Below are 16303 nucleotides of genomic sequence, written 5' to 3'. Positions count from 1 at the left end.
CCCGGGGGCCTACACACCCCCCCAACAACCCTGGGGGGGGCCGGGCTTTGGGCCGGGCCCCGGGCCCTCAGCCTGCCGACGGCTACGCGCGCTTCGCGCGACCGCCCGTCAGTTGTCGTCCTCGTCGATCAGGAAGCCCCGCATCGGCGACGGTGCCTGCTGCATCGGCTGCGGCGCCTGCGGCCGTACCGGTGCCATCGGCTGGGTCATCGCCGGGGACATCTGCTGCTGGCCACCGTACGAGGGCGGACCGCCCATCGACGGGTTGCCGCCCATCGACTGGCCCATGGACGGGTTGCCACCCATGGTGTGACCCATCGAACCCGCGCCGGCCGAAGCCATCGACGGGGACGGCGGCAGCGACGCGGCCGCAGGGGTCCGCGGCGGAGCCAGCGAGTCGTCAGCCTGGGTCTCCAGCTGACGCAGCTGCGACTCCAGGTAGGACTTCAGACGCGTACGGTACTCACGCTCGAAGCCTCGCAGGTCCTCGACCTTGCGCTCCAGCGTGGCGCGGGCCGACTCCAGCGAGCCCATCGCGACGCGGTGCTTCTCCTGCGCGTCCCGCTCGAGCGCGTCCGCCTTGGCGCGGGCGTCCCGCTCCAGGCCCTCGGCGCGCGAACGAGCCTCGCCGACGATCTTGTTGGCCTCGGAACGGGCCTCCGCGATCGCCTGGTCGGCGGTCTGCTGGGCCAGCGAGAGGACACGGGCGGCGCTGTCGCCGCCGGGGCCCTGACCGGGCTGACCCATCTGCGGGCCGTGACCCATCGGGCCGCCCATGGGGCCACCCTGCATCGGACCGCCCATGGGGCCGCCCTGCATGGGACCACCCTGCATGGGGCCGGGGCCGTGCTGGCCCTGCGGGCCGCCGTGGCTGGGGCCGGCCGGAAGCTGCGGAGCGCCACCGGGCAGCTGGGGCGGACCCATCTGCGGAGGCTGCTGCTGGACCGGCGGTCCGGATATGGCGGCGGGCACCGGGGCACCGGGGCCTCGGCCGTCCTGCTGCTCCGGCGGCTTGCGCATGCCCTGCTGCTGCTGGTTCTGCGCCGCCGCACGGGTCGCCGCGGCCAGCTTGGCGCGCAGGTCCTCGTTCTCGCGGAGCAGGCGGGTCAGCTCGGACTCGACCTCGTCGAGGAAGGCATCGACCTCGTCCTCGTCATAGCCTTCTCGAAGGCGGACGGTCGTGAACTGCTTGTTCCGCACGTCCTCGGGAGTCAGCGGCATCTCTTCTTCACCTCTACGTAGTCGTCGGCAGTCGGCAAGACCGTATCGCTCACATCAATTCCCCACGCTGTTCACGAGGGAGATCAGGATGTAGACGATGATCATCAGAACGAAGAAGGACAGGTCGAGTGCCACGCCCCCGAGACGCAGCGGCGGAATGAACCGCCGCAGAAGCTTGAGCGGTGGATCGGTGACAGTGTAGGTGGCCTCCAGAACGACCACCATCGCCTTGCCGGGTTGCCATGAGCGGGCGAACTGGAAGACGTAGTCCATGACCAGCCGGAAAATCAGCACGATGAGGAAGCACATCAGCACGATGTAGATCACCTGTAGTGCGACGCCCATCCCGCGCTTCCCTCTCCCCTGGCTCTCTCGCTCCGGCCTCGCGGCCGGGTCGTTCCCGTGTCGTTTCTCAGCTCTGGTTGAAGAACCCGCCCTCTGCGATGCGGGCCTTGTCCTCCGCCGTGACATCGACGTTAGCAGGCGACAACAGGAACACCTTCTGCGTCACTCGCTCAATGCTGCCATGGAGGCCGAAGACGAGTCCCGCGGCAAAGTCGACAAGTCGCTTCGCATCAGTGTCGTCCATCTCCGTGAGATTCATGATCACCGGGGTGCCCTCGCGGAAGTGTTCCCCGATGGTACGGGCCTCGTTGTAGGTCCGCGGGTGAAGAGTGGTGATGCGGTAGGGCTCCCGCTCGGACACAACCTTGGGCATGATCACCGGTGCGTTCTTCTCCAGGCTCGGACGTTCAGGTGTGATGGATGCCACGGGGGCAATTCGTGCCGGACGTCCACTTTCAGCGGGAAGCGGAACCGGCTCGCGCTGCGCCGGGGGCTGAACTGCCCGCACCGGCTCCTCCCGCTCCACCTGGTGCGGGGGTTGGTGCCGCCGGTGCTCCCGCTCGGGCTCCGGCTCGGGTTCGAAGTCGTCGTCGGGATCAAAACCCCGGCCGTCGTACCCATCGTCCTCCACGAGGCCGAGGTAGACCGCCATCTTGCGCATCGCGCCGGCCATTCTCTGAGTCCTCCGCTCTGTGGTGGATCGGCCTCGTCACCAAGTGCCCGCGATCCACTCGGCCTGCCCGCTATGTGGCGGGAATGACCATATTTTCTGCTGTGGTCCGACTTGCTTCGCGACGTTACCCGAGCCGGGGTCGGACTCCGAGTACCGCGGTGCCGACGCGTACATGTGTCGCTCCGGCCGCCACCGCCTCTTCGAGATCCGCACTCATCCCTGCTGACACCATGTTCGCAGCCGGATGCCCGACGCGCAGGCTGGATGAGAATTCCATCATCCGCTCGAATGCCGCCCGTTGCCGTCCCGCGAACGGTCCGGCCAGCGGCGCGACGGTCATGAGTCCGTCGAGCCGCAACCCTGGTGCCTCGGCGACCGCGGCCGCCAACTCCTCGATCCCGTCGGGCGCGACGCCGCCCCGGTCGCCCCGGGTCCCCGCGTCGGCGTCCAGCGCGACCTGGATCAGACAGCCGAGCTCGCGCTCCGCCTTCACGGCTGCCGACGAGAGCGCGCCGACCAGCTTGAGCCGGTCGACCGACTGCACCACATCGGCATAACTCGCAACAGAACGGACCTTGTTCGTCTGCAACTGACCGACGAAGTGCCAGCTGAGGTCCAGATCCGAGCAGGCCTCGGCCTTGGGGGCCGCGTCCTGGTCACGGTTCTCAGCCATATGCCGGACCCCGAGTTCGTGGAGCAGGCGCACATCACTGGCGGGGTAGGTCTTGGTGACGACGATGAGCGTCACCTCCTCCCGCTTGCGGCCGGCGGCCGCGCAGGCAGAGGAGATACGTTCCTCCACTGCCGCCAGATTGGTCGCGAGTTCGTTTCTGCGGTCGGTCATGCGTCTGTCACTCCAGCCAGCCAGACATATCCGGCGAGCCGCCCGGTGGTGCGGTCGCGGCGGTACGAGAAGTGGTCCCGCGATTCCAGTGTGCAGAATCCGGACGCCTGCCGGTCGGCGACACCGAGGGCTTCGAGCTGGGCGTGCACTCCGGCGGTCACATCGACGGCCGGGGTCCCCCAGCTCGTCTCCGACCAGGCGGCCGGTTCGGCCGCCGCCACCTCGGCGCGCATCTGCTCGGGCACCTCGTAGCACCGTCCGCAGACCGCCGGCCCCGTACGGGCCACGATCCGCTCCGGCACCGCGCCCAGCGATGTCATCGCCGCCACGGTGGCGGGCACGATCCCCGCGACCATCCCGGGACGGCCGGCATGCGCGGCCCCCACCACACCCGCGACCGGGTCGGCGAGCAGGACCGGAGTGCAGTCCGCGGTCAGGACGGCGAGGGCGAGGCCGCGACGGGCGGTGACCACGCCGTCGACGCGCGGAACCGGCGCGTCCCCCCACGGACCGTCGACCACGGCGACGTCCTTGCCGTGGACCTGGTTCATCCAGACGACCGCGTCCGGGTCCAGCCCCAGCTCCTCGGCGGCGGCCGCCCGGTTCGCCAGAACGGCGGCGGGGTCGTCACCGACCGCGCCGCCGAGGTTGAGCTCCTCGTACGGAACGGCGCTCACCCCGCCCCACCTGTCGGTGAAGGCGAAGTGGGCGCCGCTCGCGTGTATCGCGTCGTGCCGCACGGTCACTTCAAGAAGTCCGGTACATCCAGCTCTTCGGCCTGGGTGTCCGGGTACGGACGGGCCGGCGGGACCTGCGGGGAGGACGGCGACGACAGGTCGTTGGCGACCGGGACGGGCTCGGACTCCTCGCGGACCGGGACACTGCCCAGTCCGGAGGACCGGGGCGACTCGGTACCGCGCGCCGGGGTGGCGGGCGGCTCCTCGCGCTTGTTCGAGGCCGAGCCGAGGACGTTGTCGCGCTTGGTCGGCGGCTGGCCGCCGTCGAAGCCCGCCGCGATGACCGTGACCCGGACCTCGTCGCCGAGCGCGTCGTCGATCACCGCACCGAAGATGATGTTGGCCTCGGGGTGGGCGGCCTCGCTCACCAGCTGCGCGGCCTCGTTGATCTCGAAGAGACCGAGGTCCGAGCCGCCGGAGATGGAGAGCAGCACGCCGCGGGCGCCGTCGATGGACGCCTCGAGCAGCGGCGAGGAGATCGCCATCTCGGCCGCGGCCACCGCGCGGTCGTCGCCGCGGGCCGAGCCGATGCCCATGAGCGCCGAGCCCGCCTCGGACATCACGGACTTGACGTCGGCGAAGTCGAGGTTGATCAGACCCGGGGTGGTGATGAGGTCGGTGATGCCCTGGACACCCGAAAGCAGCACCTGGTCCGCGGACTTGAACGCGTCCAGCACGCTGACCTGACGGTCCGAGATGGACAGCAGCCGGTCGTTGGGGATGACGATGAGGGTGTCGACCTCTTCGCGGAGCTCGGCGATGCCGTCCTCCGCCTGGTTCGCGCGGCGGCGTCCCTCGAACGTGAACGGGCGGGTGACCACACCGATCGTGAGGGCGCCGAGCGAGCGTGCGATGTTGGCGACGACGGGTGCGCCGCCGGTGCCGGTGCCGCCGCCTTCGCCTGCGGTGACGAAGACCATGTCGGCCCCCTTGAGGACCTCCTCGATCTCCTCACGGTGGTCCTCTGCCGCCTTGCGACCGACTGCCGGATTGGCCCCGGCGCCGAGGCCGCGGGTGAGTTCACGGCCGACGTCGAGCTTGACGTCGGCGTCGCTCATCAACAGAGCCTGTGCGTCTGTGTTGATCGCGATGAACTCGACGCCCTTGAGACCGACCTCGATCATTCGGTTGATGGCATTGACACCACCGCCGCCGACACCGATGACCTTGATGACTGCGAGGTAGTTCTGCGGTGCTGCCACGTCGAAGGCCTCTCGCCTCGAGTTACGTGTCGTCACGGCGCGGTTCTCGTGCCGCGACGACGGATGCCGATGGGACGGTCCGAAACGCCGACCCAAACCCTAACGTTGAAGTTTAGGGTTACCAGTGTGTCCGTTCGCTGGACTCTTCCGAACAGGACACTAAGTCGACAAGTGGCGCACGTTCAATGAACACGCCGAACCTCCCGTTTTTCTTTTCACCCTATGTGATCAGCCGTTGCGATGACCAACCAGGGTGCTGGCCAGCGCAAATGTGCGTCAACTCCCCGACGCCGCAGGGGCGGTGGGCGCACTCACGTCGAAGTGCCGGGCCGACGGCGCGGCTTTCATCAGCGCGGTGAGCGCACGCGCCTTCGCCTGGCCGTCCGCGGAGCTCCCCCACACCACCGTGCGGTCGCGACTCAACTCCAGGGAGATGTAGTCGTATGAGCGCACTACAACGGTCCGGGTGTCCGTGGCGACTTTTCCGGGGACTTCGCTTCTGACGCGCACCGCCTCGGCGACAAGCCGAGCGGTCCCGAACCGGCGCAGACTCGGCGACCGCTCGGGCGTCAATTGCAGCATGGGAACGGCCTTGGGAGCCTTGTCGACCGTGGCGAACCGAACGCCCTTCGCGTCCACTTCGACGAACTGCTCGCCCTTCGCCATGAGCAGGACGGGCTTTCGTTCGGTCACCTTCACCGAGACCCCGTCGGGCCACGAACGGGACACCTCGACCGAGTCGATCCGCGGAAGTCGCTTCAACAGCCTGGCTTCAATGCCGCCCGTGTCGACGGAAATCAGCGGCGAGCCCATCGGGACGTCCGCCGCCGCGATCACCTCGTCCGGCGAAAGGACATCCGTGCCCGACGCCTTCACCTGCTCCACGCGCAGCAGATCGGACCCGTAGAGCGCCCAGACCCCGCCGCCGGCGAACAGGACGGCGGCGAGGGCGAGCAGCAGAGCCCGGCCGCTCAGGCGCAGCCGGCGCCTGCGGCGGCGGGCCGGGGGCGGGCCGGACGTCTCGCCCTTGGACTTCCAGGGCCTGCGTGCACCGCGCTCGGCGGTGGTCGGTCCGGCCACGCTCCCGGTCTCCTTCCGGCTGGGGCCCGGGGGTTGTCCCGGGCCGGCGCGGCCTCACGCCTGCCGGCGTGCCGCCATCGCCTCGTACACCATGCCGACAAGGAGGTCGTCGGCGTCCCTGCGGCCGAACTCGGCGGCTGCACGGGACATCTCGTACAGCCGGTGCGGATCGGCCAGTACCGGAAGGACATTGCCCTGGACCCACTCGGGGGTCAGTTCCGCGTCGTCGACCAGCAGCCCGCCGCCGGCCTTCACCACGGGCTGGGCGTTGAGCCGCTGTTCGCCGTTGCCGATCGGCAGCGGTACGTACGCGGCGGGGAGCCCGACGGCGGAGAGTTCGGCGACGGTCATCGCGCCCGCGCGGCAGAGCATCATGTCGGCCGCGGCGTACGCGAGGTCCATCCGGTCCACGTACGGTACCGGGATGTAGGGCGGCATTCCGGGCATGTTGTCCACGCGCGGCAGTTCGTTCTTCGGGCCGACGGCGTGGAGGATCTGGATGCCGGAGCGCTGGAGGACGGGGGCGATCTGCTGGACGACCTCGTTGAGGCGGCGGGCGCCCTGCGAGCCGCCGGAGACCAGCAGGGTCGGCAGATTGGGGTCGAGACCGAACGCGGCGCGCGCCTCGGGGCGTACCCGGGCGCGGTCGAGGGTCGCGATCGAGTAGCGCAGGGGGATGCCGATGTAGCGGGCGCCGCGCAGCTTGCTGTCGGGCGTGGCGACGGCGACGCCCGCGGCGTACCGGGAGCCGATCTTGTTGGCCAGGCCGGGCCGGGCGTTGGCCTCGTGGACCACGATCGGGACACCGAGCCGCTTGGCGGCCAGATACGCGGGCAGGGCCACATAACCGCCGAAGCCGACGACGCAGTCCGCCTTGGTGCGCTCCAGGACCTGCTCGGCGGCCTTGATGGTGCCGCGCAGACGCCCGGGGACGGTGATCAGCTCCGCCGTGGGCTTGCGCGGCAGCGGCACGGCGGGGATGAGCGCCAGCTCATAGCCCCGCTCGGGCACGAGCCTGGTCTCTAGTCCGCGCTCCGTGCCGAGGGCCGTGATCCCCATGGTCGGGTCCTGCCTGCGCAGGGCATCCGCGAGGGCGAGCGCCGGCTCGATGTGGCCGGCGGTCCCCCCACCGGCGAGTACGACATGCACCGAAATTCACCGCTCTCCGGACGGACGCCTCTTGACGCGCCGTCTCATCGTCTTCCATCTCACCCCTGGCCTCCGCACGGCCAGAGCCGCCTTCGCGGCGGGATCCTCCCGCGCGAAGGCGATCAGCAGCCCCACAGCGAACATGGACGGCAGCAGAGCCGACCCTCCGTAGGAGAACAGCGGGAGCGGGACACCGGCGATCGGCAGCAGACCGAGCACCGCACCGATGTTGACCACGGCCTGCGCCGTGATCCAGGTGGTCACACCTCCCGCCGCGTACCTCACGAAGGGTTCCTCCGTGCGTCCGGCAACGCGGATACCCGCATAGCCTAGAGCCGCGAACAGAGCGAGCACCGACAGCGTCCCCGCCAGGCCCAGTTCCTCCCCGGCGATGGCGAAGATGAAGTCCGTGTGCGGTTCGGGGAGTTGGCCCCATTTCTCCACACTTGCACCGAGGCCGGATCCGAACCATCCGCCGGAGGCAAGAGCATAGATCCCGTGCACGGCCTGCCAGCACTCGCCCTGGGGTCCGAGGTCGATCGCCCCGATGCAGGAGAGCCGTGACATGCGGTTCTCATTGGTGCGGATCAGCATGAGGCCGACGAATCCGGCGACGCCCAGCACTCCGGCGAACAGCCGCGTGGGCGCCCCGGCCAGCCACAGCAGGCCGAAGAGGATCGCGGTGAGGATGATCGCCGTGCCCATGTCGCCGCCGAGCATGATCAGGCCGAGCAGTATGAAGGCGACCGGGACGAGCGGCACGAGCATGTGCTTCCACTGGGTGAGCAGCCGCTTGTCCTGCTTGCGGGCGAGCAGGTCGGCCCCCCACAGGATCAGCGCCAGCTTGCCGAACTCACTGGGCTGGAGCTGGAAGGGACCGCCAAGGTAGATCCAGTTCTGGTTGCCGTTGACCGCATGCCCTATCCCGGGGATCTGGACGAGCACCATCAGGAAGACGGTGCCCATCAGCAGCGGATAGGCCAGCGCCCGGTGCAGCTTGGACGGCATCCGGGAGGCGAGCAGCAGCAGCCCGGTACCGATGACGGCGGCGAGGAACTGCTTGCGGAAGAAGTACGAGGCGGGCAGCGAGAGCTCCAGCGCCTTGATCATCGAGGCGGAGTAGACCATCACCAGGCCGAGCACGGTGATCAGCAGGGCGCTGCCGAGGATCAGGTAGTACGCGGTCAGCGGCCGGTCCCAGGCCTTGCGTGCCTGTTCGTACAGCCGCCGGACGCCGTTGCCGCCCGGGGCCCGGGGAGTGCCCGGTCGGGGGGCTCTGGCGGCGACGGGGCGGCGCGCCCTGTCGGTCCCGCCGCGCAGGGCGACGCCCGCCCTGCTGCGGGCCGCGCTCCGCGCGGCGGGGGCGGTGTCGTCGGCCGGCATGGTCGCTGTCCCCTCCAGTCGTGCCTGACGCGCTGCGAGCCTCCCGGGAGGTCTCCCGGGAGGCACGGCACGGCGCGGAGGTCGGGCCGGTCAGGCGCGCTCGGCGGCGAGTGCGCGGACCGCGTCCGCGAACGCCTCGCCTCGCTTGTTGTAGTTGGCGAACATGTCCATCGAGGCACAGGCCGGGGCCAGGAGAACCGTGTCCCCCGGCCGGGCGAGCTGCGCCGCCTCCCGGACCGCCGCCGACATCGCCCCAGTGTCTGTCCGGTCGAGGTCGACGACCGGGACCTCGGGGGCGTGTCGCGCGAGGGCTTCCCGGATGAGCGCACGGTCCGCTCCGACAAGTACGACTCCGCGCAGTCGCTTTGCCGACTTCTCGACGAGTTCGTCGAAGGTCGCGCCCTTCGCCAGCCCGCCCGCGATCCACACGATCGGGTCGTAGGAGGCCAGGGACGCTTCCGCGGCATGGGTGTTGGTCGCCTTGGAGTCGTCGATGTACGCGACCGAGTCGACGTCGGCGACCTTCTCGATGCGGTGCGGGTCGGGCCGGAAGGCGCGCAGTCCGTCGCGCACCGCGGCCGCGGGGACGCCGTACGCACGAGCCAGCGCCGCGGCCGCAAGGGCGTTGGCGATGTTGTGCGGCGCCGGCGGGTTCACATCGGCGACCTCGGCGAGCTCCTGCGCCTGCTGCTGCCGGTTGTCGACGAAGGCGCGGTCGACCAGCAGGCCTTCCACGACGCCGAGTTGGGAGGGTCCGGGCGTTCCGAGGGTGAAGCCGATCGCCCGGCAGCCCTCCTCGACGTCCGCCTCGCGCACCAGGTCCTCGGTCGCCTTGTCGGCGACGTTGTAGACGCAGGCCACGGTGTTGCCCTCGTAGACGCGCCCCTTGTCGGCGGCGTACGCCTCCATGGAGCCGTGCCAGTCGATGTGGTCCGGCGCCAGGTTGAGCACGACGGCGGAGTGCGCACGCAGCGACGGCGCCCAGTGCAGCTGGTAGCTGGAGAGTTCGACGGCGAGGACGTCGTACGTCTCGTCACCCGCGACCGCGTCGAGGAGCGAGACACCGATGTTGCCGACGGCGGCGGTCCTCAGTCCGGCGGCTTCCAGGATCGAGGCGAGCATCCGCACGGTCGTGGTCTTGCCGTTGGTGCCGGTGACCGCGAGCCAGGGAGCCGCGTCCCGGCCGCGCAGACGCCAGGCGAGTTCGACGTCTCCCCAGATCTCCACACCGGCCGCGGCGGCGGCCTGGAAGAGCGGCTTGTCGGGCTGCCAGCCGGGCGCGGTGACGATCAGTTCGGTGCCCTCGGGCAGGGTCGCCCCGTCGCCGAGGCGCACGGTGATGCCCTGCGCCTCCAGCTCGGCCGCCTGCGTACGGGAACGCTCGTCGTCCCCGTCGTTGACGACCGTCACCACGGCTCCGAGACCGTGCAGCACCTTCGCCGCGGGGATCCCGGAGACCCCCAGACCGGCGACGGTGACGCGCTTGCCCTGCCAGTCGGGCGTGCTCACTTGTCGGCCGCCCAGCCCGCGTAGAAGAGACCGAGGCCGACGATGACGCACATGCCCTGGATGATCCAGAAGCGCACCACGACAAGGACCTCGGACCACCCCTTGAGTTCGAAGTGGTGCTGAAGCGGAGCCATCCGGAAGACGCGCTTGCCGGTCATGCGGAACGAGCCGACCTGGATGACCACGGACATGGTGATCAGGACGAACAGTCCGCCGAGAAGGGCGAGCAGGAGCTCCGTGCGGGAGCAGATCGCCAGACCCGCGAGGGCGCCGCCGAGGGCCAGCGAGCCGGTGTCGCCCATGAAGATCTTGGCGGGCGAGGTGTTCCACCACAGGAAGCCGAAGCAGGCGCCCATCAGGGCGGAGGCGACCACGGCGAGGTCGAGTGGATCGCGTACCTCGAAGCAGGCACTGGGGTTGGTCAGCGTCACCGCGTTGGCGCAGGACTCCTGGAACTGCCAGAGACCGATGAAGGTGTACGCGCCGAAGACCATCACGGACGCGCCGGTGGCCAGGCCGTCCAGACCGTCCGTCAGGTTCACGCCGTTCGACATCGCGAGAATCATGAACAGCGCCCAGACCACGAACAGCACGGGCCCGATCGACCAGCCGAAGTCCGTGATGAACGACAGCTTGGTGGAGGCGGGGGTGTTGTTGCGGGTGTCCGCGAACTGGAGCGAGAGCACGGCGAAGGCGATACCGACGATCAGCTGGCCGGCCATCTTCGCCTTGGCGCGCAGACCGAGCGAACGCTGCTTGACGATCTTGATGTAGTCGTCCAGGAAGCCGACGAGACCCATGCCCGCCATCAGGAAGAGCACCAGCACACCCGAGAAGGTCGGGTCCTCGCCGGTGATCACCTTGGCCAGGGCGTACGCGATCAGCGTAGCCAGGATGAAGGAGATGCCGCCCATGGTGGGCGTGCCCTTCTTGCTGCCGTGGCTGCGCGGACCGTCGTCCCGGATGAACTGTCCGTATCCCTTGCGGGCCAGCAGTTTGATCAGCAGGGGTGTACCGATGAGCGTCAGAAAGAGCCCGATGGCTCCCGCGAAGAGGATCTGCCTCATCGGACGGCACCCTGCCCATCCGAGGATCCTGCCGCGTTCTCCAGCAGTGCCTGGGCGACCAGTTCGAGACCGACCGACCTGGAAGCCTTCACCAGCACGACGTCTCCCGGACGCAGTTCACTGCGCAACAGATCGATCGCCGCCTGCGCGTCGGACACGTGCACCGACTCCTCACCCCACGAACCCTCGTTATATGCGCCCAGCTGAAGCCAGGACGCTTCCCTGCCCCCGACTGCGACAAGCTTGCTGACGTTGAGCCGGACGGCGAGCCGTCCGACGGCGTCGTGCTCGGCGAGCGCTTCGTCTCCGAGCTCGGCCATCTGACCGAGCACCGCCCACGTCCTTCCCCCCTGTGCCTGTGCTGCTCCGCCCATGGCGGCCAGCGCGCGCAGCGCGGCCTTCATGGACTCGGGGTTCGCGTTGTAGGCGTCGTTGACGATCGTCACGCCGTCCGGTCGCTCAGTGACCTCCATGCGCCAGCGGGAGAGGGTGCCGGCCTCGGAGAGCGCGAGTGCGATCTCGTCGACGGGCATGCCCAGCTCATGGGCGACGGCGGCCGCGGCAAGCGCGTTCGACACGTGGTGCTCACCGTACAGCCGCATGGTCACGTCACTGCACCCGGTGGGGGTATGGAGCGTGAAGGCGGGCCGACCTTGGTGGGTGAGCCGGACATTCTCGGCACGGATGTCGGCGCTCTCGGCCTCTCCGAAGAAGACCACCCGTGCCTTCGTCCGGGGGGCCATGGCCCGCACCAGCGGATCGTCGGCGTTGAGCACGGCCACGCCGCCCGCGTCGGCGGGCGGAAGGTTCTCGATGATCTCGCCCTTGGCCTGGGCGATCTGCTCGCGGCCCCCGAACTCGCCGATGTGGGCCGAGCCCACGTTCAGTACGAGCCCGACCTTCGGCGGCACCAGGCCGGTGAGGTAGCGGATGTCGCCGATGTAGCGGGCGCCCATTTCGAGGACGAGGTGCTGGGTGCCTTCGTCGGCCCGCAGGGCGGTCAGGGGCAGGCCGATCTCGTTGTTGAGATTGCCCGCGGGGTAGACGGTCGGGCCCTTGCGCTCCAGGAGTTGGGCGATCAGGTCCTTGGTGCTCGTCTTGCCGGCGGAGCCGGTGAGCGCGACGGTCGTGGTGCCGAGGCGTTCGACGACGTGGCGCGCGAGCGCGCCCAGAGCGGCGGTGACGTCGGGCACGATGATCGCGGCTACGCCGACGGGGCGGGTGGCCAGGACGGCCGCGGCACCTGCGCCGACGGCCCGCTCGGCGTAGTCGTGGCCGTCGACCCGCTCGCCGGCGAAGGCGGCGAACAGTGCGCCGGGCCCCACCTGACGGGAGTCGATGACGACGGGACCGGTGATCCGCACCGCCGGATCCGGTATGTCGTGCGGCTGCCCGCCGACGATTTCGGCGATCTCGGCGAGGGAGAGAGCGATCACTTGGTCATCCCCGGGTGCTCTCGTTCCGGCCCGCCCTCGCGGGACGAACCCGCGGGAAGGGTGGCGCGGATGGCTTCGCGCAGGACCTCGCGGTCGTCGAAGGCGCGGACGACTCCGGCGATGTCCTGGCCCTGCTCGTGGCCCTTGCCCGCGATCAGCACGGTGTCGCCGGGCTGGGCGCGGCTGACGGCCAGCGCGATGGCCGCGGCCCGGTCGGCCTCGATCAGGACGTCGCCGCGCTCGTGGATCGGCACCTCGGCGGCGCCGACCAGCATGGCGGCGAGAATCGCCAGGGGATCCTCGGAGCGCGGGTTGTCGGAGGTCAGTACGGCGGTGTCGGCGAGACGGGCGGCCGCGGCGCCCATCGGACCGCGTTTGGTCTTGTCCCGGTCTCCGCCGCAGCCGAGCACGATGTGCACATTGCCCTCGGTGACCTTGCGCAGGGAGCGCAGCACGGACTCGACCGCGTCGGTCTTGTGGGCGTAGTCGACCACGGCGAGATACGGCTGGCCCTCGTCCACGCGCTCCAGACGGCCCGGCACACCGGGCACGGCGGCGATGCCGTCCGCGGCGGTCTGCGGGTCGATGCCGGCGACGGCGAGGGTGACGACGGCGGCCAGGGTGTTGGCCACGTTGAACGGTCCCGGCAGCGGGGCCTCGGCACGGATCCGCTCGCCGGCCGGGCCCACCACCGTGAAGACCGAGCCGACCGCGCTGATCTCGACGTCCTCGGCGCGCCAGTCGGCGTCCGGGTGGCCCTCGGCGGAGAAGGTGGTGACCGGTACGGACGCCTCCTTGATCAGCCTGCGGCCGTACTCGTCGTCGAAGTTCACGACGCCCGTCCTGCTGCGCAGGGGTGTGAAGAGCTGCGCCTTCGCCTGGAAGTAGTCCTCCATGTCGGAGTGGAATTCCATGTGCTCGGGGCTCAGGTTGTTGAAGACGGCGACGTCGAAGACGCAGCCGTCGACCCGGCCGAGCACGAGGGCGTGGCTGGAGACCTCCATGGCGACGGCCTCGACACCGCGCTCGCGCATGACCGCGAACAGCGCCTGGAGGTCGGTGGCCTCGGGGGTGGTGCGTTCGGACTTGATGCGCTCGTCGCCGATGCGCATCTCGACGGTGCCGATCAGGCCCGTGCTGCGGCCGGCCGCCCGCAGGCCGCCCTCGACGAGGTAGGCCGAGGTCGTCTTGCCGGACGTGCCCGTGATGCCGATCTGGAGCAGGTCGCTGCCGGGGTGTCCGTAGATCTCGGTGGCGAGCTCGCCCATCCGGGCCCGGGGGTCGTCGGTGACGAGGACCGGCAGACCGGTCTGCTCCGCGCGCTCGGCGCCGGCCGGGTCCGTGAGGATCGCGGCGGCGCCCAGATCGGCGGCCTGGGCCGCGAAGTCGGCGCCGTGGAAGCGGGCGCCGGGCAGGGCGGCGTACACGTCACCGGGGCGTACGGCACGCGAGTCGTGCGTGATGCCCGTGACGTCCGCCGGATGCCCTTCGGGGCTCTTCACCCCCAGCCGGGAAGCCAGCTCCCCGAGGGGTGTCGGGTGGAGCCGGTCCGGACGGGGCGCTCCCGGCTGTTTCGCGGTGGCGTCCTGCGGGGTGGTTCGGGACTGATCAGCGTGTGGCACGGCGGTGAGCGTACCGGGCGCACCCTGTCCGGGGCTAAATGAGGGGGTGCCGCGAGCAGCACGGTGCGATGAGGGCGTTGTCACGGGTGGTTCCTCCGGTCATTCGCCGGGCTGGAAGGAGACGGGCAGCCGGGCGGGTTCGTTGCCGGTCGGCGCCACCTGGAGCGTCTTCAGCGCGAACTCCATGACCTGCTGGTAGATCGGGCCGCAGATCTGGCCGCCGAAATAGCTGCCCTTCGTGGGGTTCTGGATGGCGCAGTAGACCGTGATTCTGGGCTTGTCGGCGGGGGCGAAGCCGGCGAAGGAGGCGGTGTAGCCGCGGTAGCGGCCGGTTTCCGGGTCGACGCGGTTGGCGGTGCCCGTCTTGCCCGCGACCCGGTAGCCGGGGATACGGGCCTTGGTGCCGGTGCCCTCCTCGTTGCCGACGACCGACTCCAGCATGGTCGCGAGCGTCTTGGCGGTCTTCTCGCTGACGACGCGGGTCTTCTTGGGTGCCGGAGCCGGGGTGAAGCGCCCGTCGGGGCCCTTGGTGCCGCGGACCATCGTCGGCTCCACACGGACGCCGCCGTTGGCGATGGTCGAGTAGACGGACGCGGCCTGCATGGCGTTGATCGAGAGTCCCTGGCCGAAGGGGATCGTGTACTGCTGCGAGGTCGACCACTTGGCGGGAGGCGCGAGGATGCCGGGCGTCTCCCCCGGGTAGTTCAGTCCGCTGGGGCTGCCCAGTCCGAACCTCCGCAGATAGGAGTGGAGGACGCGGTTGGACTGCGCCTGCGTCTTGCCGAGCTGCCCGGTCGCCAGGATGGTGCCGATGTTGCTGGACTTGGCGAGCACGCCGTTGAGCGTGAGGTACCAGGTCGGGTGGTCGATGTCGTCCTTGAAGAGCCGGTCCCCGCGGTGCAGCCGGTTGGGCACGACGACATGCGTGCCGGGGACGGCCGCCTCCTCCTCCAGCACGGCGGCCATGGACATGACCTTCGCGGTGGAGCCGGGCTCGTACGCGTCCTGGAGGGCCGCGTTGCCCATGGCGGCCGAGTTGGCCTCGGACAGGTCGTTGGGGTCGAAGCCCGGCGCGTTCGCCATGGCGAGGACCTCGCCGGTCTGGGTGTCCTGCACTATCACGTAGCCGCGGTCCGCCGCGGACTTCCTGACCTGCTCGCTGATGGCGCGCTGGGCCGCCCACTGGATGTCGCGGTCGATGGTCAGCTCGATGTCCGAGCCGGGCACGGCCGGGGTCTCGTGGGTACCGCCCGCGGTGGGCACGCGCCGGCCGCCGGACTGGGCGTAGGTGATCTTTCCGTCCTCGCCGGCGAGGGGCTTGTCGAGCATGGACTCGATACCGCCGCCGCCGTGGCCGTCGGCGTTGACATAACCCAGTATCCCGGCGGCGAGATCACCGTTGGGGTAGACGCGTCGGCTGCTCGGCTCCTGGAACACGCCGCCGAGCACATTGCCTCCCGGCCCGCCCTTGGCCTTGTCGGCCCTGGCCTTCTCGGCGAAGACGCCCTTGAGGTCCTTGATCTGGTTCCAGACCTGGGGGGTCTGGCGGCGGGCCAGCACCGTGTAGCGGGACTTGGGTGTCCTCAGCTTCTTGGCGAGCTCGTTGGCGTCCTTGCCGAGGATCGGCGCGAGCAGTCCGGCGGCCTGTTCGGGCGCGTTGGGCGACTTGCTGTCCTCGGGCGTGAACATCTTCGGGTCGGCCGTGATGTCGTACGCGTCGACGCTCGTGGCGAGCGCGACTCCGGCCCGGTCGGTGATCTCTCCGCGCTCGGCGGCGAGCACATGGCTGAGGTAGCGATTCTTCTCCGCCTTGGCCGCATACGCGCTCGCGTCGACCGCCTGCACCTGGAGAAGGCGGACGACGAAGGCCAGCATCACCAGGGTCAGTCCGAGGCTGACCAGCCGCAGCCGGGGGCGCGGGCTGCCGAGCCGGATGGCGCTCGGGCCGGGCTTGGCCGGGCGCTGCCGGGGGCGTACGGACGGCCGCCGGGAAGGCCCTGGCACCCGGCGGCGCGGTGGTTGCTGAGGAGGCACT

At 70.1% G+C, this 16303-nt stretch carries 14 protein-coding genes; all 14 read right to left on the bottom strand.

The genetic code is table 11. The features are described from left to right. Positions 1–108 precede the first annotated feature (108 nt). The 14 genes from ACFWU3_RS21085 to ACFWU3_RS21020 all read right to left on the bottom strand — a co-directional run bounded on the left by ACFWU3_RS21085 (position 109) and on the right by ACFWU3_RS21020 (position 16302). Positions 109–1221, bottom strand: coding sequence for a DivIVA domain-containing protein (locus tag ACFWU3_RS21085; RefSeq protein ID WP_327684736.1), 1113 nt, complete (start codon positions 1219–1221; stop codon positions 109–111). 54 nt (positions 1222–1275) lie between these two features. Further along, positions 1276–1566: a YggT family protein gene (locus tag ACFWU3_RS21080; RefSeq protein WP_384439551.1), complete on the bottom strand. Its 291-nt coding sequence runs from the start codon at positions 1564–1566 to the stop codon at positions 1276–1278. A gap of 67 nt (positions 1567–1633) precedes the next feature. Next, a complete protein-coding gene (locus ACFWU3_RS21075; protein WP_313946875.1) occupies positions 1634–2239 on the bottom strand; it encodes a cell division protein SepF in 606 nt (201 codons plus the stop codon). Positions 2240–2363: 124 nt separating this feature from the next. Further along, positions 2364–3083 (bottom strand): YggS family pyridoxal phosphate-dependent enzyme, encoded by a 720-nt coding sequence (locus tag ACFWU3_RS21070; protein WP_384439548.1) that lies wholly within the window; start codon positions 3081–3083, stop codon positions 2364–2366. After that, on the bottom strand, positions 3080–3829 hold the full coding sequence (gene pgeF / locus ACFWU3_RS21065) for a peptidoglycan editing factor PgeF (RefSeq protein WP_384439545.1): 750 nt from the start codon (positions 3827–3829) through the stop codon (positions 3080–3082). The genes ACFWU3_RS21070 and pgeF overlap by 4 nt, the downstream gene beginning before the upstream one ends. Further along, the gene (ftsZ, locus tag ACFWU3_RS21060) at positions 3826–5022 is read right to left on the bottom strand and encodes a cell division protein FtsZ (protein WP_384439542.1); all 1197 of its coding nucleotides are present in this window, start codon (positions 5020–5022) and stop codon (positions 3826–3828) included. The genes pgeF and ftsZ overlap by 4 nt, the downstream gene beginning before the upstream one ends. A 276-nt stretch (positions 5023–5298) precedes the next feature. Next, a complete protein-coding gene (locus ACFWU3_RS21055) occupies positions 5299–6102 on the bottom strand; it encodes a cell division protein FtsQ/DivIB (RefSeq protein WP_384439540.1) in 804 nt (267 codons plus the stop codon). A 54-nt stretch (positions 6103–6156) separates the two neighbouring features. Beyond that, positions 6157–7251: an undecaprenyldiphospho-muramoylpentapeptide beta-N-acetylglucosaminyltransferase gene (gene murG / locus ACFWU3_RS21050; protein WP_352210753.1), complete on the bottom strand. Its 1095-nt coding sequence runs from the start codon at positions 7249–7251 to the stop codon at positions 6157–6159. 6 nt (positions 7252–7257) lie between these two features. Further along, positions 7258–8634, bottom strand: a complete 1377-nt coding sequence (gene ftsW, locus ACFWU3_RS21045) for a putative lipid II flippase FtsW (protein ID WP_384439536.1) — start codon at positions 8632–8634, stop codon at positions 7258–7260. Positions 8635–8724: 90 nt separating this feature from the next. Beyond that, positions 8725–10143, bottom strand: a complete 1419-nt coding sequence (murD, locus tag ACFWU3_RS21040; RefSeq protein ID WP_384439533.1) for a UDP-N-acetylmuramoyl-L-alanine--D-glutamate ligase — start codon at positions 10141–10143, stop codon at positions 8725–8727. Further along, positions 10140–11210 (bottom strand): phospho-N-acetylmuramoyl-pentapeptide-transferase, encoded by a 1071-nt coding sequence (gene mraY / locus ACFWU3_RS21035; protein WP_313946867.1) that lies wholly within the window; start codon positions 11208–11210, stop codon positions 10140–10142. The genes murD and mraY overlap by 4 nt, the downstream gene beginning before the upstream one ends. Then, a complete protein-coding gene (gene murF, locus ACFWU3_RS21030) occupies positions 11207–12646 on the bottom strand; it encodes a UDP-N-acetylmuramoyl-tripeptide--D-alanyl-D-alanine ligase (RefSeq protein WP_384439529.1) in 1440 nt (479 codons plus the stop codon). The genes mraY and murF overlap by 4 nt, the downstream gene beginning before the upstream one ends. Next, entirely contained in the window at positions 12643–14268 is a 1626-nt protein-coding gene (locus ACFWU3_RS21025; RefSeq protein ID WP_384439527.1) for a UDP-N-acetylmuramoyl-L-alanyl-D-glutamate--2,6-diaminopimelate ligase, read from the bottom strand. The genes murF and ACFWU3_RS21025 overlap by 4 nt, the downstream gene beginning before the upstream one ends. A 99-nt stretch (positions 14269–14367) precedes the next feature. After that, complete coding sequence (locus tag ACFWU3_RS21020; RefSeq protein ID WP_384439524.1) at positions 14368–16302, bottom strand: peptidoglycan D,D-transpeptidase FtsI family protein; 1935 nt, start codon at positions 16300–16302, stop codon at positions 14368–14370. Position 16303: the final 1 nt, after the last annotated feature.

Source organism: Streptomyces sp. NPDC058685 (assembly GCF_042714725.1).
Lineage (GTDB): Bacteria > Actinomycetota > Actinomycetes > Streptomycetales > Streptomycetaceae > Streptomyces.
Note: the sequence above shows the minus strand (reverse complement) of the source record. Positions and strands in the feature narration are given on the sequence as shown.